At 35.1% G+C, this 19,755-nt stretch carries 20 protein-coding genes and 2 pseudogenes; 3 read left to right on the forward strand and 19 right to left on the reverse strand.

Going from position 1 to position 19,755, the window contains the following annotated elements:
- Positions 1-55 precede the first annotated feature (55 nt).
- The 19 genes and pseudogenes from ABWU65_RS07890 to ABWU65_RS07980 all read right to left on the reverse strand — a co-directional run bounded on the left by ABWU65_RS07890 (position 56) and on the right by ABWU65_RS07980 (position 17,210).
- Positions 56-1,216, reverse strand: coding sequence for a phage tail protein (locus tag ABWU65_RS07890; RefSeq protein WP_353280098.1), 1,161 nt, complete (start codon positions 1,214-1,216; stop codon positions 56-58).
- The gene (locus tag ABWU65_RS07895) at positions 1,201-1,992 is read right to left on the reverse strand and encodes a baseplate J/gp47 family protein (RefSeq protein WP_353278841.1); all 792 of its coding nucleotides are present in this window, start codon (positions 1,990-1,992) and stop codon (positions 1,201-1,203) included. Before ABWU65_RS07895 ends, ABWU65_RS07890 begins: the two co-directional genes overlap by 16 nt.
- 2 nt (positions 1,993-1,994) lie before the next feature.
- On the reverse strand, positions 1,995-2,330 hold the full coding sequence (locus ABWU65_RS07900; RefSeq protein ID WP_353278945.1) for a GPW/gp25 family protein: 336 nt from the start codon (positions 2,328-2,330) through the stop codon (positions 1,995-1,997).
- A 7-nt stretch (positions 2,331-2,337) separates the two neighbouring features.
- Entirely contained in the window at positions 2,338-3,375 is a 1,038-nt protein-coding gene (locus ABWU65_RS07905; protein WP_353280100.1) for a YhcG family protein, read from the reverse strand.
- 37 nt (positions 3,376-3,412) lie between these two features.
- Complete coding sequence (locus ABWU65_RS07910; RefSeq protein ID WP_063630987.1) at positions 3,413-3,667, reverse strand: PAAR domain-containing protein; 255 nt, start codon at positions 3,665-3,667, stop codon at positions 3,413-3,415.
- A complete protein-coding gene (locus ABWU65_RS07915) occupies positions 3,667-4,131 on the reverse strand; it encodes a phage baseplate assembly protein V (protein WP_353280102.1) in 465 nt (154 codons plus the stop codon). The genes ABWU65_RS07910 and ABWU65_RS07915 overlap by 1 nt, the downstream gene beginning before the upstream one ends.
- Positions 4,118-4,591, reverse strand: coding sequence for a hypothetical protein (locus ABWU65_RS07920; protein ID WP_253303090.1), 474 nt, complete (start codon positions 4,589-4,591; stop codon positions 4,118-4,120). Before ABWU65_RS07920 ends, ABWU65_RS07915 begins: the two co-directional genes overlap by 14 nt.
- Entirely contained in the window at positions 4,588-5,094 is a 507-nt protein-coding gene (locus ABWU65_RS07925; protein ID WP_353280104.1) for a phage tail protein, read from the reverse strand. The genes ABWU65_RS07920 and ABWU65_RS07925 overlap by 4 nt, the downstream gene beginning before the upstream one ends.
- 1 nt (position 5,095) lies before the next feature.
- Positions 5,096-5,272, reverse strand: coding sequence for a hypothetical protein (locus ABWU65_RS07930; protein WP_264376337.1), 177 nt, complete (start codon positions 5,270-5,272; stop codon positions 5,096-5,098).
- A 78-nt stretch (positions 5,273-5,350) separates the two neighbouring features.
- Entirely contained in the window at positions 5,351-6,694 is a 1,344-nt protein-coding gene (gene ltrA, locus ABWU65_RS07935; RefSeq protein WP_264374788.1) for a group II intron reverse transcriptase/maturase, read from the reverse strand.
- Between the two features lie 506 nt (positions 6,695-7,200).
- Positions 7,201-7,386, reverse strand: a pseudogene (locus tag ABWU65_RS07940) (hypothetical protein); the annotation flags it as partial.
- Positions 7,387-7,471: 85 nt separating this feature from the next.
- Positions 7,472-7,813, reverse strand: a pseudogene (locus ABWU65_RS07945) (major capsid protein); the annotation flags it as partial.
- Positions 7,814-8,036: 223 nt separating this feature from the next.
- A complete protein-coding gene (locus ABWU65_RS07950) occupies positions 8,037-8,981 on the reverse strand; it encodes an IS110 family transposase (protein WP_353279985.1) in 945 nt (314 codons plus the stop codon).
- Between the two features lie 216 nt (positions 8,982-9,197).
- Positions 9,198-10,925 (reverse strand): AAA family ATPase, encoded by a 1,728-nt coding sequence (locus tag ABWU65_RS07955; protein ID WP_353280109.1) that lies wholly within the window; start codon positions 10,923-10,925, stop codon positions 9,198-9,200.
- 42 nt (positions 10,926-10,967) lie between these two features.
- A complete protein-coding gene (locus tag ABWU65_RS07960; RefSeq protein ID WP_007301871.1) occupies positions 10,968-11,468 on the reverse strand; it encodes a hypothetical protein in 501 nt (166 codons plus the stop codon).
- Positions 11,469-11,507: 39 nt separating this feature from the next.
- Positions 11,508-12,314, reverse strand: coding sequence for an AAA family ATPase (locus ABWU65_RS07965; RefSeq protein WP_353280107.1), 807 nt, complete (start codon positions 12,312-12,314; stop codon positions 11,508-11,510).
- Positions 12,315-12,330: 16 nt separating this feature from the next.
- Positions 12,331-13,155, reverse strand: coding sequence for an ATP-binding protein (locus ABWU65_RS07970; RefSeq protein ID WP_012482039.1), 825 nt, complete (start codon positions 13,153-13,155; stop codon positions 12,331-12,333).
- A 60-nt stretch (positions 13,156-13,215) separates the two neighbouring features.
- On the reverse strand, positions 13,216-13,740 hold the full coding sequence (locus ABWU65_RS07975) for a sigma-70 family RNA polymerase sigma factor (protein WP_007301868.1): 525 nt from the start codon (positions 13,738-13,740) through the stop codon (positions 13,216-13,218).
- 1,355 nt (positions 13,741-15,095) lie between these two features.
- The gene (locus tag ABWU65_RS07980; RefSeq protein ID WP_370397693.1) at positions 15,096-17,210 is read right to left on the reverse strand and encodes an AAA family ATPase; all 2,115 of its coding nucleotides are present in this window, start codon (positions 17,208-17,210) and stop codon (positions 15,096-15,098) included.
- A gap of 262 nt (positions 17,211-17,472) precedes the next feature.
- Between ABWU65_RS07980 and ABWU65_RS07985 the strand changes: the two genes are divergently transcribed.
- The 3 genes from ABWU65_RS07985 to ABWU65_RS07995 all read left to right on the forward strand — a co-directional run bounded on the left by ABWU65_RS07985 (position 17,473) and on the right by ABWU65_RS07995 (position 19,754).
- A complete protein-coding gene (locus ABWU65_RS07985) occupies positions 17,473-17,922 on the forward strand; it encodes a crossover junction endodeoxyribonuclease RuvC (protein ID WP_353279979.1) in 450 nt (149 codons plus the stop codon).
- A gap of 122 nt (positions 17,923-18,044) precedes the next feature.
- Positions 18,045-19,265: a DNA modification methylase gene (locus tag ABWU65_RS07990; protein ID WP_353279980.1), complete on the forward strand. Its 1,221-nt coding sequence runs from the start codon at positions 18,045-18,047 to the stop codon at positions 19,263-19,265.
- A gap of 15 nt (positions 19,266-19,280) precedes the next feature.
- The gene (locus ABWU65_RS07995; RefSeq protein WP_353279981.1) at positions 19,281-19,754 is read left to right on the forward strand and encodes a hypothetical protein; all 474 of its coding nucleotides are present in this window, start codon (positions 19,281-19,283) and stop codon (positions 19,752-19,754) included.
- The last annotated feature ends 1 nt before the right edge of the window (position 19,755 follow it).

The following is a 19,755-nucleotide window of genomic DNA, read 5'->3' on the forward strand; positions in this document are numbered from 1 at the left end:
TTCATACACTTTAAACTATTATTAATATAATATATGAGGATCTAAATATAAGTATTTAACTTATTATACATATTGCTTGACTATTTTTCCAACTTCTGTGCAAATGTCGATGTTCGTGCCATTTCAGTACTCCCGGGTAAAACACTAAAATGTGCTTTTCTAATTCGTGTATTGAGTCTTTTTGCTCTGAATATAAGTCGTTTTTATAGTAAATGTTGTGTTCTGCTAAAACATATTTTCTGACCTTCTGATCTGTATAATTTTCTACTTTGTAACGATGGATAATACTGAATCTTTCTAAAATTGGCTTGTGTTTTAAACTCCAATGTTGCCCTGAAAGTTTATCGCTTCCCAATACAAATTTATTTCCTCTTTCTTCTACGCTACTAACTGGAAAGCACGTATTTATGTCTCCTAAATCCCAACTGTTTGATAATACTATCTGCGCTTTTGCAAACTTTATTTCTGGCAATAAGCTCTGTGGTAATGGATATAGTGCTTTTAAATTGTACCACAAATGATTTCTTTCATAAATACCGTTATAATTCTTTGTGTGAGGCTCGGTTTCTCCAAGGATTGCTACATCTAGGCGATATATATCATTGCTTAAAGCTCGTTCATAATGATCGCGTAGATAGTTTTCTATAATCCTAATAACTGGACCACTAGACCTGAAAAAATTTATTCTTCCAAACGATAACACTGGCCCATCTTTTTCAACTTTTCTACCTGAGTAATCCGACAACAAACTTCCAAAAAAGCTTTCATCTAAAATAAACCTGTCAACATTGTAGTGATCATTGAAAATCCTCATTAGCCTTGATCTTGCTGGTAATGATAGTTTTGCAAGTTCTACTACTGCATCCACAAAAAAGTCATTTGGAACATCCTTTATTCCTATTTGCAACTCGAAAAAATGTTTACCGGGTGGCTCTTCAATAATTGTAATATCTTCTATATTTGCCCACTTGAGTGCTATTTTGAGTGATGCTGGGGTTCCACGTAGTCTTTGAAATTTTACTCCTTCTACTACGGCTTTTCTTCTATCTTTTACCCAACGCAGTATCTCTTCTAAACCATATTCTTCTATTATCCACGGCAATGTTTCTTCTTTAAGACTAAACTTAAATCCTCTGATACAGTTTGGATCTACTTTATAATCTATCGCATCTACCAATGCTTTTTCTTGTTTTGTTGCGTTTAGTGGCAATAGCATTTTAAATTTCGCAAATTTGCACACTCATTCCCCAGTACCACAACATCCTCTTTTGGCTCGATTAATTCCACATTTTCTACACCATCTACAAATAAATTCGCTATTATCCAAGATCTTGTCACACTCCACCCTAATCTTTTTGCTAATTCAAACCTTTCAATAAACTGCTTCTTGATTTCTTCTTCTGATATTAAAGGACTTATGCTCATTCTGCTGTGAATATCTATTTCCATAATATTGCAACCAACTACTGTTACTGTATCTGTTAAAACCCTTATATCATCTCTAGTAACCTGCTTTTTTACAATTTCAAGTAGCTCTTCTAACGCTATGCCAGTTGTGGATAATTGTGTTGATAAGATTGAAATTTGTACTTTCCCTGGTATAGTTGATTCCACTAGTGCATCTTTTACTCTACTATCTGCTGACAGTGCATGATATTTATAATATTCCTTACTTCCTCCTGTTGACCAACCTGCTATCTTTGCTTTAATTCTTTTTCTAAATCGTTCATCATCTTCCCCTTTTTCTCTTTCTACAACATAAAACTCAGCTAAATTATCAAGATCTTCTCCCCTTGCAAACTTCAGTACATTACTTTTTATTGCTTCGTTTATTCTTTCTCTAAGCAAAAGTTCTCGCCATGCTGCTACTTCTAAAATCTTCATCGCTGGGTCACTTTCAATTAGTGCTGTAAAACTTTTATCTCGACTTATTAATTCTTCTTTCATCCGAGCAAAAATCTCTTCGAAGTTCAGTGATTCAGGCTGCTGCATTTTTAAACAACTACTCCACTAATACCTATGAATTTGCCTTCTGAAAGATACATACCTTCAAGTACAAGAGTCATTTTTCCTTCTTTAGCTTCAGCAATCTTTACTTTTTCTAACTTAAATCTCTTCTCAAATTTCCCCAGTGCTTCTGCTGTTGCTGCATAGATTTCCAAAGTTAAATCTCTATTTATTGGCTTATCTACTAATTCAAATAATCGAGAACCATAATCTCTTCTCATTACTCTACTGTTAATAGGAGTGGTCAGTATATCAATTATCGACTGCTTTAAGTGCTCTATTCCTTCTAATGCTTTTCCTGTTTTAGCATCCATTCCTCGCATATATTTTTCATGGCTCTGACTGAATACTTGCATGTTTTTCACGTGCTATAGAAATAGCCTTTCTCAACTTCTTTTCAAGAATTTCTTTAGAAGGAAGCTGTGTTAAATACTGTGCAACATGAATATTAGAGCCTTCGAGTTCAAGATATTCTATATCCTCTTGATCCTTATCAGCACATAAAATAATCCCTAACGGTTTTTCTTCACCTGCTTTTCGTTCATTTTTATCTAACCAATTTAAATACCATTCCATCTGTCCTTTATAAGCTGGTTCAAAACGGCCTATTTTTAGCTCTATTGCTATAAGGCGTTTTAATCCTCTGTGAAAAAATAGCAGGTCCAAATACCTGTCAGTTGTTTTAGTACTCATCCTTTTTTGACGTGTTACAAAACAAAAATCATTCCCAAACTCTTGTAAAAATTTTGTCAATTCATCCAAGATTGTATTTTCTAGATCAGTCTCACTATAACTTGATGGCAATTCCATGAAGCTAAGGAAGTATGGGTCATGAAAAATGAATTCTGGTGCTAACATATTTTCTTCACGTAAATTTTTTATACTCCTTCTTATGAAATCTTCAGGTTTTTTTGCTAGTGCTGTACGTTCATACAACATAGTATCGATTTTACTACGTAGTGCCCTAACACTCCACCTTTCAATACGACACATTTCTATATAATAATTACGCTTCAGCTCATCAGAAATTGCAATAATTTCTACAAAATGTGACCAACTCAATTGTTGTGACAGTGTCGCGACAATCTCTTGATCAGGAAAGAATTTAGAAAATTGCACCATACGAAATAATGACGCTCTATCAAACCCACGTCCATATTTAATCTGAAGTTCTTTTGCAAGTTGGGAGATGATTTGCTTCCCATAATCTGCGCGTTTGTGCTTTAGAATATCTTGGTCAATTCTGGAGCCAATTTGCCAGTTTAGCAATACTAGAGTAGAGTTGAATTGAACAGAAAGATGATTCTTTGCTCTATCTATTAAATTACTAACGTCTCCTAATAGGCTAGTAGTTATATCCATGTTCATAACCTTACTTTTTGTAAGTATAACAGATGGTTTATTTTTATCCTGAAAAAACATTATTACTACCACTCATTACTTTAGAACCACAAGATATTGAATCTCCAACTCTTCCTATACCATACCCATTTGTAAACACTGTTTTTGACCCTTCAGTTAATACTCTACTTTCTGTAAAATTATCTCCTTTTCGGCAAACTGGTTTACCATTCACAAAAACATTATTACTGCCGCTAATGCAAAAATGTGGTGTTGCTTCTGCACAATGATCTCCTACTCGCACAACCGATTTATTCATCAATTAAGGTTTATTTTATCTGCCTTCAATTTTATTCCACTTTTTGTCATTTCTATACTTGATTCCCCAGCTTTCAGTGTTATTTTGTCTACTACTTCAATCTCTAAATGATGTTTATCTTTATCGTATGACAACTTTGTTCCATCTTGAAATGTTAAGCTACTCACCTCTTTTTTATTTTCTGGAGCAGAGTACTTTTGTTGATATATTCCAGGAAGTACTACTCCTAAAGATAATTCTCCCAGCGGGGAAAGTATAACTACTTGCTCATCAATATCTGGCGGACACCAATCTCTATCTTTTCCTGCTTTACTTGTTATCCACGGCAACCAATCTGTTAAAAATTCTCCTATTTTCACTCTTACTTTTGCTTTTTCATAATCTATTTCTTTTACAATTCCTATTCGTACAATGTTTGCTAACTTTCTTTGCAGCTCTGAAATAGCAAAATTACTCTCTAACATTTTCTCCTATTGTAATCGTATGTGGCTTAATCGTATTTTCTGTCCATATCGATTTACCTAAATGAAGCTGATGACTCCACTCAACCAACCACACCAAATACGCATCTAATTCGGGTCTAAATCCGTCAATTTCCGCAGATATAAATTCTCCTGGTGAAACATTTTCCACATTCCAAGTATTTTTATTTACTACTCTTGCTACTTCTGCTGCTAATGTTCTGACAATAATAGCTGCATTTTCTATTGTGCTATCAATCACAATTCGTGCTTCAAATCTTGCTTTCAGTGCTAATTCCTCTGTTCCTGGATCTTTTCCCGATTCTAAACTCACAAGCTCTACAAATAACGCTGGCGCTAATAATTCTTTTCTTATCGATGGATAAATATCACAAGTTTGAATTGCTGATATTTCTTCTTTTAACTTAGTGCAAATTGCTTTATGTAAATCTTGCCAATTCATATAGATGTAATGTAACTTAATTCGCGGTGGAAGAATTTTTCAAATACCTTTTCAACTTCATAATTAACAAGATTACCTATTATCCTTGAAGCCTCTGGTTCTAGTAGCAACTTAATTTCCTTTATTGGTAATGCTGTTCTTCCTTCACGCTTAAAAATACCGCTATTTCCTTTTGGCATAACTGCTGCAAATCCTCCTATAAACTCATGCTTTCCTACTTTCGATCCTCTTCTTGTTTTTTGTATTTTACCAATTGTCGATGCTCTAATGTCATAGAGATTTGCTCTAATTAACACTTCTAATCTGCTAGTTTTCGCCTTAAAAATTCTTAGCCTTCTTCTCATTAACGTCAATTTTATCTTCTTTTCCTCACTAATTTCCTTAGCTGCTTGCGCTTTTAACCATAGTGCCGTTTTGTTTAATGCCTTTACCGTTGCTAATTCTACTTTTCTTCTTTTAGCATTTACACTTTCTATTACCTCAACTTCTATATGAATAGACATTTTACACCCCAGACGCTTTTATTTTCCACGTTATTCCAGACTTGTCTCTAAGTGGCGGTGAGTGTACTTTATATCTTCGATCACCTATAACAAAAACATCTCCTACTATTGGCTTTAACAGTAGGGTCGAGAACTGGCGCGCCTCTTTAGGGTTTGGTGGCTGATCCATTATTTTCATGTTGGGCCTCAATCCAAAATTCCCATATTCACGTTTCCAGCTCCCGCCTCATCAAACGCAGCATGCAGTTTTCCCGCACTACGCTTTCCTAGTAGATTCTTTACCAAAATTTATAACATATTGTGCTGGTGATGCTTTCGGAATGTAATATCTTATTCTGTAGTCCGAATATAGACCCAGGGTTTTATATATCCATTCTCTACTCCACCTCTTCCAGCCAAATCCTTTTCTTGCTTTTCTGGCTTTCATTAAATTGCGTCTTATTTTCTTCTCTACCCAATGCTTCACGTAGTGAAAGCTTCGACTTGAGTTTCCAATCCTAAAATAGTTTATCCACCCTCTCAATATCGGATTAATGATATGAATCACTCTCTCTATTGGTTGCGATTTATGCCAACGAAATACTTCCTTCAACTTGTGAAGTAGGTTTGTTCGTGCTTTCATCTGTGGTGTTGTTTCTACCGTCCATTTTCCTTGTTTTGTAATTTTCTCTCGAAAATTGAATCCTAGAAAGCTGAACTTTTCCCCTTCTTTTAGGTTAACAACTTTTGTCTTTTCTTCATTTACTTCTACTTCTATTTTTGCTAATTCCTCTTGTAACCTTTTGTATACTGACTTTTCCAGCCATTCCCATTTTGGGTGTCTATCTATCAGTATTACTAAATCGTCTGCCCATCTTGCGTATTCTATATGTTGATATTTTCCTTCTTTGGTCACCTCTTTTGCTTTCTCTAGCATTTTATCTACCTCATTGAGGTATATATTGCTCAATAACGGCGAAATCGTTGATCCTTGCGCTATTCCTCGTTTTCCTCCCATCTTGAGGATTAGCTTGATCAAGTGCATGATTTCTTTATCATTTATTCTCTTGGCAATCTTTTCCATAAGAATATGATGTCGCACATTATCAAAGTAGGATTTCAGATCTATGTCAATAGCTTTTGTATTGTCTTTGATTGCTGCTTTCTCTACCCTTTTTATTGCTTCATGCGCTTTTCTCTTAGGTCTATATCCATATGATCCGTCCTGAAAGTCAGATTCGAATATTGGTTCAATTATTAGCTTTAGTGCACTTTGCACTATTCTATCACGGATGCAGGGTATGTTCAATGCTCTGAGTTTTCCCCCAGCTTTTGGTATTTCCTTTCTCCGGTTCCTATTTGGGCTATAGGTCTTGGTTATTAGTTCATATCTTATTTGTTGGAGATACTTTTCTAAGCCTTCTGCTTCTATCAATTCGAATGTCACTCTGTCAATTCCTGGTGCCCCATTACTCCTCTTTGTTAGCTTGTAGGCTTCTTTCAGTGTTTCCATTTTGCAAACATGAACATAGATTCCCCAGAATCGCCATTCCGGTTCTGCCTTCGCTTTGGTATATATCTTTCTTCTCAGGTCTTGTAATTTTATTGGCATTTTTATCATTTTACCTTTACCTCCCTTTTGTTAAAAGATTTCTACTAGTAGGGTACCTTTGCTCCATGAGCATTACCTCACTTCTTCGCTACTACGCACCCATCCGCCACCCTTTCATCTTCGGTTCATTTCCTGTTTCCAGTTATAGAACCTACCTCTCCAAGATATTTCTCCTTGGGATGAGGAGGGCTTCTCCAGTTGTTTTGTATGTCCTTGTTATCGTGCCATCACTATCACCCCGCTGAAGTAGAACAGTTGTATCAGTCGTTTTTCAACCTTCTGTACTGCCTTCACCATTTGACGGCTGGTTCGGCCTTCAGTACTGTGTTTTCGAGGCCACCTATGTGTTCACTTCCGTTATGGCCCGATAACTCGCCTTTATCCTTACGATAACGTTGTCGGTAGGCTTCAGTATCTTGGTTTCCCTCCATACTGCTACCCAAGCTACAGGACTCCGACTCTTATCCTGGTAGGTTTGACTCCTACTGAACATACTTACCTTCTCTGGACGCACCATCAAACGCACTTACTTCTAACGCTAAAGTTTCTTCCACAAATTGTCCTTCACCAATCTCGTATAATTTATCTGGCTGTTGCTTTAATACCTGTACCATATATGACTTATTCTTTGACTCATATAAAGCTAACTCCCCTAAATGGATAAGACAATCTTTAAATAATCGCTTAATACTCTCTTGCATTCTTCTATTTTATTCATTAAGTTTTCATCAGTACGCTATATGCTGATAGAATACTAACTGCCTTTTTGTTGCTCTATCAGTATTTTTATGTTGCAACGACCTTGACCAAAACGGCCGGGCGGTGGCACATTGGCAGAGGGTTCGACTGTGTATGCAAATCAGTCCCTCTATCAAACCTCCTTGGCTCTTGTTTTGCATAAAGTGGTTTTCCTAGTGTATTTACTGTCTCATTAAAATCTGCTGGTGCAAAATATGTTGTAAATGTGCTTGCTGTTCCTAGTGGAAAACAGTGCCCTGTATCTTTCTCAATAAATCTTCTCACGGTTCCTTCAGGGTCAGTTGCTTGTCCTCTATATTCCTCAAATGTTATACCACAAAACGTAAATCCTGATCTCATATCGTCTCGAAGTGCTGCTCCCTCCTGCCATCAACTATGTTTTTTAAAATTTTTTGAATTTAGTCTCATTTGTTGATAATTTTGTATTTTTATTCAATTGAAAAATGTATTTTGGCAACAAAAACCCTAGTTTATACAGAAAGAAATTTATATCAAACAGCAAGCACTGCTTAGATTTTATGGTTAACGAATATGTGCTTTAAATGTGTGTAGACGCACATATTCGTTAACCTATTTTCTATACAGATTTTTTTTATTTCATATTAATTGCTTCTTTAAGTCTTGCATTGGCAATTACTATGATTTTTCGCATTAGAGCTGTTATAGCTACCATCTTCTTTTTACCTCTACCAATAAGATCAGAATAAAAAGCACCAAGTGCAGATTTAGATCTTGCAGCAGCCATAGCAGCTGTGAAAAGCTTTGCACGAACGTTGCTTCTACCACCTGTTATCCTTCGATAACCAATAGTTTTACCGCTTTCTTTTGGATGTGGAGCAACTCCAGCAAGACTTGCAACTTCTTTTTTGTTTAGGTGGCCAAGTTCTGGCATTAGACACACAAAAACTTGTGATAACTTGAGACCTATTCCTGGCACTGTTCTCAAGATTTTTTGACGCTTTTGTAACTCTGGATTTTTATCAATAATTCTTTGTATGGCATCGTTGAACTCATTTATCTGACTGGTAAAAAAGTCTATTGTTTTTTGGCAACTTTCCTTTATATAGTCGTTTTCAGGTGCTGCAAGCCTACATTTCTCTTGAGTTCTCATTTGCGTAATGTCATCACGACGTTGACAGAGTGCAACTAAGGCGGTTTGTTCTTTTGACATACGCACAAATAGAGATAGAGCACTATAGCGTTCAAAACCATATTGAGCAAGGGCTCTTGCATCTGATTGATCTGTCTTTGCTAAAGTTCCATGTGATATGATAAAACTTTTTACTTTACGAGTATTAGCTCGATGTACAGCAACATTCTTATCAACAAGAAAATGTGCTAAGCCAAGCTCATATTTTCCAGTGTTTTCTAAAGTTACTAGAGAATTAGGTAGGATATCTGAAAATTTTTGAAACAACTGTTGCCAACCAGTAGCATCATTGTCAAACTTGATAGCTCTCCTTTGGTTATAAGCTGCAGCAACATTTTTAAATTTTCCGATATCAATGCCAATGAAATTTTGATAAGATGTAATCATAATAAATAACCTCGATAGTTTAATTAATTTAAGATTGTAAACGGGTGCATACATATGTCCCATGCAACTATTCAAACGTATCGAGAGATGGGGCTAGTTTACCTTGATGGCTACGGTTGTAATACCAACTTTCATTCGGTCGCACACGCCCGTGATAGCCCTATTCCTATAGTGAGTAGGGTTATCTTTCCCTCTTATCTCTTTTATATCACATTTTTAACTTACAACTTTCATAACTTTTACGCGCTCTGGTATTTCTTTTTCATAGAATTTAATATAACCTGAAGCAACTAATGCGTTAACATATCTACGAATGGAATGACAACTCTTCAAACCAAATGTATCTTCAAATAAATAGCAAAATTGGCTTTTAGTATAAAATTTTCCCTTAGCTGCTCTCTCATTAATTAACCGTAAAATGATGTCATAACTTTTTTTTCGACGTTGTTTTACAGTTGGTTTTTCTGATACAGTTTGCCAACTGTCATTTACTTTTTCGATCTGCATAGGTAAAATAGATTTACCATTTCTAAGTTCAAATATCAATTGACGAGTATTTTGTTCTCCGTTTGGCTTGATCATCATTATCCCTGAAGTATAAAAACTTCTTAAAGCCGATGCTCCGCTAAAGTTTTGAAATGGTTCCTCTACTAATGACTTTTTCGATACCTTGTTAGTATTGTGCGTTAAAATGATTCCACAACTAGGGTTTGTTATAGACCTCAATTTTTCAACTCTATCTTTTAAAAAACAAAACATCGAGCTATTACTATTTTCTCCTTTATATTGATTGAAATCAAAAACACCACGTAGTGTATCTATAGCAATGATATCAACTGTTTTAACGTCTAGTCTCTCTGCTATAATATCTTTTACTTCTTCTACTCCTTGAGAATTCAAAAGTAAGCTTGTTTTTGGTGTAATAATTAAATTTTTTGATATTAATTCTAGAGATTTATCATCAAATTTCAATTGTTGTAGCCGTTCCTTAATGTAGGGATATTCAAGATCAGTTTGAAGATAAAAGATCTTTAATGGTCTAATTGGAACCATACTCAAAAACGGTAGTCCCGCTGACAGATGTGCTAACCAAGAAAGCAGTAGATCAGTCTTGCCAACCTTTGGAGCTCCTCCAAGTAGTAAAAGTCCTCCAGGAGTAAGAATTCTCGGTAAAATTATATCCTCTGGTGATGGAGATTTATCATTTAGATAATGACTAGCAGGAAATGCTTTTTTCTCAGATAATACACTTAAACTTTCACGGTTCTCAGATGATATACCTAAACTTTCAGGATTCTCACAGGACATACCTAAATTGTCTAGTTCCACTGCTACTTTTTTAACATATTGTTCATCTTTTTCCGGCCAAATTATTATATGCTTATCTGTTAGCATAGACCAATCCGTTTTCTCAATATCATCATCTATTGCAGTTGTTGCTGTAAAACCTCTCTTTATTAAACTATCAGCACGGTTTTCACCTTTAACTATAATCACTTCATCAGACTTAATAATACCGGGAATGTTATATAATGGCTTCAGACCATTCCTAGAGGTTCTTAGATTCCATATATGTCTATAATTGTTTTTATACAAATAAACATAAGCTATAGCCTCATTATTTTTATCAAGGTAGCTATATTTTGCTATTATACGCTCACTAAGCCACTTGGTTATAAGGCTGGTAATCTCAGAAAAATCAGTTTTATTGGTTATTATGCTCCAGAGTTCAATAATATCTCCGTTAGTTTTCTTATCACAGTTATACCAAGTGCCAGTTTGCTTACCTTCTGCCACTACCATCAAGTGGTCTTTATTAATATTTCCAGAATAGAACCCATAACCAAATTTACCACCAGGCAATAAGTAAGACAGACACTCTTTAATATTGTGAGCCAATAACATTTTTATCTCTTGTCTTGATTCAGTAATGCAAAACTCCATGTAACCTCCGATTAATTTACTATAAAAATAGTTGCAATTTATTTAGAATGGTATCCAATCAGCGTCTGAATTTTTCTCTTGTTCAGGAGTAATGACCGTAGCAATTCTGTTCCTATCTCCATAGGTATTATTAGCCTCAATGCCTACTTTTGCTGTGAACTCCAGGCCGTTTAAATCTGCAATTGAGTTGATTTTTCGCGCAAGAACTGCTTTTTCTGATGTGTCATTTGTATGAATATTACGAGCTGACTCTAAAATACTGCGAATCATAGAACGTCCAGATTCTCCCCAAGTATCTTCTTTACCTTCTGATTTGCCACTTTTAATACCAATTATTTGGTAAATCTTACATTTTGCGTATGGACCTTCAATGACGGTAAATTCAGCGTTTAAATAGATGCTGCCAGTATCATAGCTTTTAGTGAACCAATTTTCGTAACCACCAGGCTTAATTGCCATTTTTACCTTGACTATTGTACCTTTAGGTATTAAACTACTCTGTAGTTTTGCATTATTGAAATCAGTTAAAAAATCTTGCAGCATAAGTTGCCCCCTATATATCAATTGATTTTTAAAAAAAGCTCAGTTATTCCATTGATCAAGAAGCTGCCAGCTACCGTTGATCTTATCGATAAGTTTATTTGGCACACGTTTACCATTGCGTAGCTCAAGTACTATTTGACGTCTGGTACTTTCCTCATCATAAGCAACCATCACCATGCCAGTAGTGTAAAATCCCCTGAGAGATCCAGCACCACTTAAGCCCTGAAATGGATCTTCTTCGAGCATTTTCTTGGATAATTTTTTCGTGTGATGCGTTAATATTATTCCAGCATTTGGGTTAATAGCATTACGTAGTTTTTCAAGAGTTTTTTGCAGAAAGAATAGCATAGCGCTATTATCGTTTTCATTGCCATACTCACTACTAAAGATGTTGCGCAGAGGGTCCACTGCCAAAATATCAGGCTTAAAGCGTTCCTTCGCAATTTCTTTTATGTAATTTATTTCTTCATGGCAAAATGATAAATGCACTTTTGGCGTAATTATTAGGTTATTAGCAGCTATTGCCAAAAGTTCTGGATCAAGTTGAAGACATTGCAAACGTTCCTTCATATATTCGTATTCAATTTCAGTTTGCATGTAGAAGATTTTCAAAGGTCTACTTGGAGTCATACCAAGAAAAGAAACACCTGCAGCCATATGGACAAGCCAAGAGATCAAAAAGTCACTTTTACCTATTTTAGGAGGGCCACCTAGAACCAATAAACTTCTCTGAGTTAAAATTCTTGGTGAGACGATGTCTTTCGGTATAGGTGATTGGTCATTCAAATATTCTTTCATACTGAAAAAGGGAATCTTTTGACCAGTAGTTAAAAAGTCTTGTAACATATGTAACCTCCAAAAGTTAGTTGTGTGGCATAAATTGAGTAGAAGTAGAAAAGGTTTTAGTTTTGATTTTTGTAAGTAATTTACCTAAATGCGGCTCTTCAACCATATCAAGGCAACCACTACGATCTTTAGCAGGATATCCCCAAGAATTAATAGTATGGCAAACAAAGGAACGTACCTCTGTACCATCATCCTTCTTGATGCTTACCATGCTAATTACTTCATCAACAATACCAGGTATTTCACTGGCAGTTTTAGCTCCTTCGCATTGTGGTAGCCAAGTTGGGCGATTGAAGTCATCTAAATATTGACCTAACGTACCAACTGTAATGATATCTTTATTGGGAATATGTTGAAACTGATTGAGCCAAGCCATCATTTCTTGAGCAAGTAACCCGTATGCAGCTCTCATGTCTTGTTTGCCATTTCTGTCAGAGAAAGCTTCTGGTTGCATTTTTGCCCATAAAAGACATAACCGCGAGGCTACTGTAATACTGTCGATAAAAATACAGCTATATTTAGAGAATTCTAGATCTTTGTACTTACTGAATACATGCTCATAGTGTCTTTGACTATATGCTGAATCAGATTTTAATGCAGGATTAGGTCCACCAATTAGGCAGGCAATATCGCGAGCTTGATTCCAGGTACGAATACTTATAGAATCCCCTTGCCAATCTTGAACAGCAAGTAGCCCAGCTTCAAAATCAAGACAAAGTGTCGGTTCATTCAAAGTTTTAAGCAGACTGGTCTTACCAATTCCATATGGTCCGAAGATTACTATCTTCACACCTGTTACCATTTTTACTCTTTGTTCACTATTTATTATTTTTAAAGTCATAGTTTTATTACCCCTTCATAATATGTAATCGCAAAATGACGACGATTTGTTCAAAAATTTTCATAAATATATTTTGAGATGAGCAAGTTTAGCGCGTATTTGTTCTCTAATGTCATAGATGGTTGTTCTAGATATTCCATGTATTTCTGCGATTTCAGAGATACTATGAGATTCAAGCTGATAACAAATGTCCTGCCAGAGCTTTGGTAGTTTTGAAATTGCTTCGTTTATATCAACACTAGCTGCTACTTTATCTGCAAAATTACTATTTTCATCAATAACATCATCCAAGTCAGTAATATCAACAAATGCTACGCCTGCTTTACTACCACGTTTAGCACAGGATTGTTTGCGTAGAAGGCTTATTGCATGGTTTTTTATGACACTATGAATAAATGCATTTCTACCACTTTCTTCACCATTATACTGGCTTAAATCAGACCAAGTTTCACATAAGAGCTGCTGCTTTATATCTTCAATATCAGAATTAACACAGCATTTATAAGATTTAATTTGTCTAGCACGTTTTCGTATTTGTTTAATGATTGAAGGATCAATACCAGGATATTTATTTTTAGATTGCATATAGCACTCCATGAAAGATTGAAAGGAATAAGGATGAAGGGTTTTAACCTCACTTTGTACGGCATGGGAAAAATTCGTTCCCCCATATGAAAAAATAAAACTATTGATATTCTGGCCTTTTTTCTTGAAGCATCCCCCATGTGAAAAATTTGTTCAGACATGGTTCGGTGAAAAGAAGAAAAATAGGTTGATCCAATAAGATTTCTACTAAAGAATTAAAGATTTTATAAAACTTTTTTAACCCTATAAAGAAAGGTGAATTTTTTTGTCAGGCTTGTAAGAAATTTCTTTACAAACAACAAGCGTTATTGCATAGAGGTGGTATAATTCATTACAGAATCGTCTTGAAACGCAATTGAAGGTCATTTTATTTTTTTCTAAGCATTTGTTTAACCGCTTCTTTCTGGAGCATCTAAAATTCATAGTCCTCTATAATAATTATACCGGATTAGTCACAACTTTTTCCGGAAATTTTTCAAAAAAAGTTTAAATAATTTTAAAATTGGTTCGATAAAGCTCATCAAAAAGACAAAAATGATTAGGCCTTTTAAATCTACTAAAGACTTTGATTTTAAAACTCAGCATGTTTATCCTTCCACTGTTTGTTAGGTTTTTTATGTTCTTTCAAGTTAATTCAGCTTTAAAAAAAATTTCTTTATAACTAAAATAAAACATGATAAAGTTGGGTAGGAATCTTTTGCGAAGTTAAAATGTAGTGTTAATTGCCTTTTAATCGGTTTTAATGTGGTTTATAAGCGTTCTTTAGTTCAAGGTAGTATAATTGACCTTAAAGTCGTAGAATCTTTTAAAAACGCTATTGTGAGCCATTTGTTCTTTTTTATTCAATTTAAATATCTTAGTAATATTTTTGTAGTCTTTTTACTTTCATTAACATTTTATACTGTTTGTAATTTACTATTATTTATTATTACTTTTATTTATTACTCATATATATTATATAATAATATAAGGGTTTTAGGAACGTAGAATCAGCCATAATGGCCAACTTTAGAGGGGTGCTTTCTAGGAACACTTTTAGGAATAGAGAGTATAAAGTTTAGGTTTCTAGAGGTATTTTTCATTCCTTAATTTCTGATTACTGATTCAGTAACGCAGGAATAGGAACATAATTCAATTATTAGTGGTATGATTTTTTATATATTCTATCAACTTCTAGTTGAAGTTATAATATATAATGTATTCCAATGCTTGTAATAAAAAAATAGGGTAAACCCTCAGATGCTTGAAGAGCTTACCCGTAATTTTATCTACAACTAATTTTGTTATTGGAAAGACAAATAGAACATATTATGAATTTGCTTAAACTCTTCAATTATAGTCAAAAAGGGCTGTTTCTAATTTGTCTTGTTAGCAATGAGATTTGGTATAATACCTTCAGCTCCATGAATAAATTTTCCAACACCACGAGCAAAAGGGCCTTCTCTAACATCAAGCCATTTATCTTCTCTCGAGCCTGTAGACATTCCTTTTACTAACTTCTTTGTTTGTAGAAGTTCTTGTACTATACGCTCTAGTCTATCTCTCCCTAGACCATGAAGAATATCAGGTAATCTGTGCCGTTGTTTGTATACTCCTGTATTTCCTGTATGAGTGAATGGATGCCCTGCAACAGCAGATCTTGCAATTGCATCAACAAGATACATTTTAAGGTCTTTTTCACTAGCATTTTTACCTTTTAGTTGCACTGTTATATCTTCTAATAGCCCTGTTTCTTGGTTTCTCAGGTAAGTACGTACAGTTCGGTCAGCTAAACCATTTGCCTTAACAACTGCTCCATAAAATAACGCATTCTGTCTTGGAGCTTCTCCTATTGATTGAAAGATCTCTGGCTTAGCTGTACCTTCTACTGGCCAAAAAGCATATGAGCATCTGACACCATTAACAAGAGCAGATGTGCCTCTAATTGCATCACGTGCTTGTTCAGCAGTTAATATAGGCTTTTCTCCTTTTGGTTTTCTCAGATGATGAGCAGTAACTATCGAAGCTCCGGTACTACATGCTAAATCAGACAATAAACACATTAGATAATCTCCTACAGCAGGATCAGCATTTATGTCTGCATGAATAAACGATGCAAGAGGATCAAACACAACTAATTTCAGATCTTTAATTTTATCAAGTTGTTTTATTATAGACTCAAATTCAGGCGAAACTTCAATAATTTTACCACGAATACTTCTCAGTATTGTCAGTGATCCTCTTACGTTTGGTAGTGGTACTATAAACAGCTTATCTTTAAATTTTAATCTTTTACATTCAGGATCAAGACGTTCAAGCCGACGGTGTACCTCGCCTGCATCATCTTCTGCTGAAAAGATTACTACTGATCCATGTTCAGTAACAGGTGAACCAAAACCACATATCTGATCTGTGTCACTTGCAACCTTAAGCGCCAAATCGAGGAGTAGCATACCCTTACCTGTATCTCCCATAGCAGCTACTATTGAAGTAACACCCAAGGGAAATATTCCTTCAACAAGAAACTTTTGCTCTGGTACTGGACCTACAAAACGATCTGCACTCCAGTCTAAAATGTTCAGTGGTGGTCTAATAATTACCTTTTTCAAGTTATTTTCAATGAAGTCAGAAACATTTGTGTTTTCTTGTACATAGTCCGCAGCATCCCAACCTTTTGGTTTACCTTCTGGAATTTTGACTATAGAAAGCGATGCAATACCTAAGCTGAGAAGTTTTGTAGTAGCATTTTCAGCATATTGTTTACCAGGCTCATCGTTATCCGGCCAAATAACAATATGCTTGCCTTTAAGTTGTGACCAGTCAGTTTTGTCCGCATCTGCATTTGCTCCAGACATTGTGGTTGTTGCAGTAATTCCTTTTTCTATTAGTGCTTCTGCGCATTTTTCACCTTCAACAAGAATGATTTTATCAGACTTCAAAATACCAGGGATATTGTATAGTGGTCTTGTATCAGGTGCTTTATAACTCAACGTTTTAACATTAAAAGGCTTGTATACTTTTTTCTTTCCAGGAAAATCAGAACGGTAAACTTTTACAATCACCTGACCATTTTCATCATAATAATTCCAACTGTAGGTAATAAATTTCTCAAAGTCTTCGTCAATGTATTGCTTCTCTGTATATTTTTTGTTATACCCAAGCCACTCAGCTATAGAAGCCATTATCTCATGAAATTCTGTTTTGGAGTGTACTTCTGCCCAAAGATCAATAATATCACCACCTTGATTTGTTGCAAAATCTTTCCAAAGCCCAGCTTTACTACCAGTTAATTCTACTACTAAACTTTTTCCTCGATTACCATGTACATCACCTACATAAAACCTATTACCATGAAAAACCCCATTTGGTAGCAAGTAAGAAAGACAAGATCTGAGATCGGCCAGAAGCCTTAATTTTATGTTCGCTGTTTCTTCTGATGATGGTAGATAACTTTGTGAAATAGTATTGTTGAAATCGCATGAAATATTCATAAATTCTCCATTAAAACTTATCAGGGATTTTTTCTGTTTCCTCATAAGTAATTAATCGCAAAATGAAATGAATTTGTTCAGCGTAATTTGAAAAAACATAAAAAATAATATTTTTTTGAACATTCTGTGAAGTTTTTGCGATATATATTAGTAGAGGGGTATGAAAGTTTGAAACTCGTAATTTTCACTCCCACTATTTTCAAGAGGTAACTTAAGTGTCCATGTTATTGCTTAGGCTACCTCCAAACAAATATCTTACAGAATGTCAATACTAACACTAGATTTAGGGAAACAAACCGGATGGGCTATTCTACATGATGGAATAGTTCAAAGTGGCAGTGAGAGTTTTCATACTAGTCGTTTTAGTGGAGGTGGCATGGTATTTCTAAATTTTCGTAAGTGGTTGAATGAAATGAAAGAAAAATTTCCAAGTATTGAAACAGTTTATTTTGAGGAAGTGAGAAGACACCTTGGAACTGATGCAGCGCATTGTTATGGTGGTTTTCTTGCAGTTCTCTCTGCTTGGTGTGAAGAGAATCATATTCCCTATCAGAGTGTTCCTGTTAAGACTATAAAACGCTTTATCACAGGCAAAGGCAATGCAAGTAAGAGTGAAGTTATTGAAGCGATACGTGAAAAAGGTTTTTCACCTAGAGATGATAATCAAGCAGATGCTTTAGCTTTGATGTTCTATGTTATGGAAAAATATTAACAAGACGAAAAATCCATAAAAAGTGGGTCCTTTCGGCCATAATGGCGGGTTTGGTGGGTTTGACCTCAGGCCTTCTTTAGCGTCAGAGATATTTTGAATATTAACTTTTTAATTATTAAGATATGAATTTAGCAATCCACTACTATCCTGTTGAAAACCTCGTCGAATATAAGCGTAATCCTCGTAAAAATGATGATGTAGTAAACAGAATGTGTGCTTCAATCAGGGAATTCGGCTTTCGTATTCCAATAGTTGCAAAAAGTGATGGTACTGTGGTTGATGGTCATTTAAGACTTAAAGCAGCAAGAAAACTTGGTATGGAAAGTATTCCAGTGGTCTTAAGTGATAATCTAAATGAACCACAAACCAAAGCTTTTCGATTACTGGCAAATCAATCAGCTAATTGGGCAAAGTGGGATGATGATCTTTTGAAGGTGGAAATTCAAGAATTAGAAGATTTACAATTTGATCTTAAAATGACTGGATTTGAATTAGAAAAAGTTCAAAACTTTCTTGATGATTTAGATGGTGAAGAAGAAGATCTTTCTGACTTAGTTGTTGATGACAAAAAAGTAGAAATAACAAAACCAGGTGATCTTTGGATTTTAGGTGATCATCGAATCTATTGTGGTGATAGCTCTGTAGTTGAATCATATAAAGCGCTGTTAGATGATAAAATGGCAGACATTACTGTTTGTGATCCTCCATATAACGTTGATTATGGTAGTAGTCAAGAGAGAGAAGATAAAAAAATATTAAATGATAATCAAGGTGAAAAGTACGAACTTTTTCTCTATGACATCTGTTCCAATATTTTAGCATACACCAAAGGTGCGATTTATATCTGTATATCATCATCAGAGTTTTCAACGTTGCAAAAAGCATTTGAGGAAGCGGGAGGAAAATGGTCAACATTTATTATTTGGGCAAAGAATCATTTTACGCTAGGCAGGTCTGATTATCAAAGACAATACGAAGCAATGCTCTATGGATGGAAGAGTGGCAATAAACGTGAGTGGCATGGCGGTAGAAATCAAAGTGATCTGTGGTTTTATGATAAGCCAACGCACAATACATTACATCCAACGATGAAGCCAGTAGAGCTAATGGAGAGAGCAATAGTAAACAGCAGCAGACCAGGAGACATAGTACTTGATCCATTTAGTGGCTCTGGCAGCACACTGATTGCATGTGAGAGAACAGGAAGAATTTGCAGAACAATAGAGCTAGATTCAAAATTTGTAGATGTAACCATAAAACGTTGGCAAATATATACCGGAAGAGATGCCATTTTAGCCAGTACTGGTAAAACTTTTGCAGAAATTCAAGAAGAAAATTCGTAAAAAGGAGCAAAAAGAGTGGAAAAAATCACACAAACAGAATGGGCAAGAGAGATAGGAGTATCAAAGCAATATGTCTGTTATTTAGTAAAAAAAGGAATAGTTGAGCTGGAGGATGGACTCATTGACCGAGAACAAGCAAACAGGGCTATAGAAACAATAAGAGATCCAAGTCAGCCACTTAGGAGGAAAAATCCAGAAAATACAAATAACCTTTCTACAATGTTGCTAAAAACGCGAATAAAAAATGAGATGGAGCGGGGTAGATTATTGGAGGCAAAAGCAAAAGCTGAGATTGGTGAACTTGTAGCAGTAGAGGAAGTAAAGCGCGATGCATTTAATGTAGCAAGAGTTGTCCGTAATAATTTGCTTAATATTCCAAATAGGGTTTCAGCACTGCTTGCATCACTGAGTGACACTGAAAAGATTCATAAGACGCTAACTGAAGAGATTACAAACTCACTTGAAGAATTATCTAACGCTAAATTTTAAT

It is taken from the genome of Wolbachia endosymbiont (group B) of Silvanus unidentatus (genome assembly GCF_964028615.1).
Classification (GTDB): Bacteria; Pseudomonadota; Alphaproteobacteria; order Rickettsiales; family Anaplasmataceae; genus Wolbachia.

Bases quoted from the DNA above. Each gene is read 5' to 3' on its own strand.
- ABWU65_RS07970 (WP_012482039.1), bottom strand. From the start codon at position 13,155: ATGACTTTAAAAATAATAAATAGTGAACAAAGAGTAAAAATGGTAACA.
- ABWU65_RS07915 (WP_353280102.1), bottom strand. From the start codon at position 4,131: ATGTTAGAGAGTAATTTTGCTATTTCAGAGCTGCAAAGAAAGTTAGCA.
- ABWU65_RS07890 (WP_353280098.1), bottom strand. From the start codon at position 1,216: ATGCTATTGCCACTAAACGCAACAAAACAAGAAAAAGCATTGGTAGAT.
- ABWU65_RS07985 (WP_353279979.1), top strand. From the start codon at position 17,473: ATGTCAATACTAACACTAGATTTAGGGAAACAAACCGGATGGGCTATT.
- ABWU65_RS07980 (WP_370397693.1), bottom strand. From the start codon at position 17,210: ATGAATATTTCATGCGATTTCAACAATACTATTTCACAAAGTTATCTA.
- ABWU65_RS07905 (WP_353280100.1), bottom strand. From the start codon at position 3,375: ATGAACATGGATATAACTACTAGCCTATTAGGAGACGTTAGTAATTTA.
- ltrA (WP_264374788.1), bottom strand. From the start codon at position 6,694: ATGATAAAAATGCCAATAAAATTACAAGACCTGAGAAGAAAGATATAT.
- ABWU65_RS07955 (WP_353280109.1), bottom strand. From the start codon at position 10,925: ATGGAGTTTTGCATTACTGAATCAAGACAAGAGATAAAAATGTTATTG.
- ABWU65_RS07900 (WP_353278945.1), bottom strand. From the start codon at position 2,330: ATGCGAGGAATGGATGCTAAAACAGGAAAAGCATTAGAAGGAATAGAG.
- ABWU65_RS07910 (WP_063630987.1), bottom strand. From the start codon at position 3,667: ATGAATAAATCGGTTGTGCGAGTAGGAGATCATTGTGCAGAAGCAACA.
- ABWU65_RS07920 (WP_253303090.1), bottom strand. From the start codon at position 4,591: ATGAATTGGCAAGATTTACATAAAGCAATTTGCACTAAGTTAAAAGAA.
- ABWU65_RS07930 (WP_264376337.1), bottom strand. From the start codon at position 5,272: ATGAAAATAATGGATCAGCCACCAAACCCTAAAGAGGCGCGCCAGTTC.
- ABWU65_RS07975 (WP_007301868.1), bottom strand. From the start codon at position 13,740: ATGCAATCTAAAAATAAATATCCTGGTATTGATCCTTCAATCATTAAA.
- ABWU65_RS07950 (WP_353279985.1), bottom strand. From the start codon at position 8,981: ATGATTACATCTTATCAAAATTTCATTGGCATTGATATCGGAAAATTT.
- ABWU65_RS07990 (WP_353279980.1), top strand. From the start codon at position 18,045: ATGAATTTAGCAATCCACTACTATCCTGTTGAAAACCTCGTCGAATAT.
- ABWU65_RS07960 (WP_007301871.1), bottom strand. From the start codon at position 11,468: ATGCTGCAAGATTTTTTAACTGATTTCAATAATGCAAAACTACAGAGT.
- ABWU65_RS07895 (WP_353278841.1), bottom strand. From the start codon at position 1,992: ATGCAGCAGCCTGAATCACTGAACTTCGAAGAGATTTTTGCTCGGATG.
- ABWU65_RS07925 (WP_353280104.1), bottom strand. From the start codon at position 5,094: ATGTCTATTCATATAGAAGTTGAGGTAATAGAAAGTGTAAATGCTAAA.
- ABWU65_RS07965 (WP_353280107.1), bottom strand. From the start codon at position 12,314: ATGTTACAAGACTTTTTAACTACTGGTCAAAAGATTCCCTTTTTCAGT.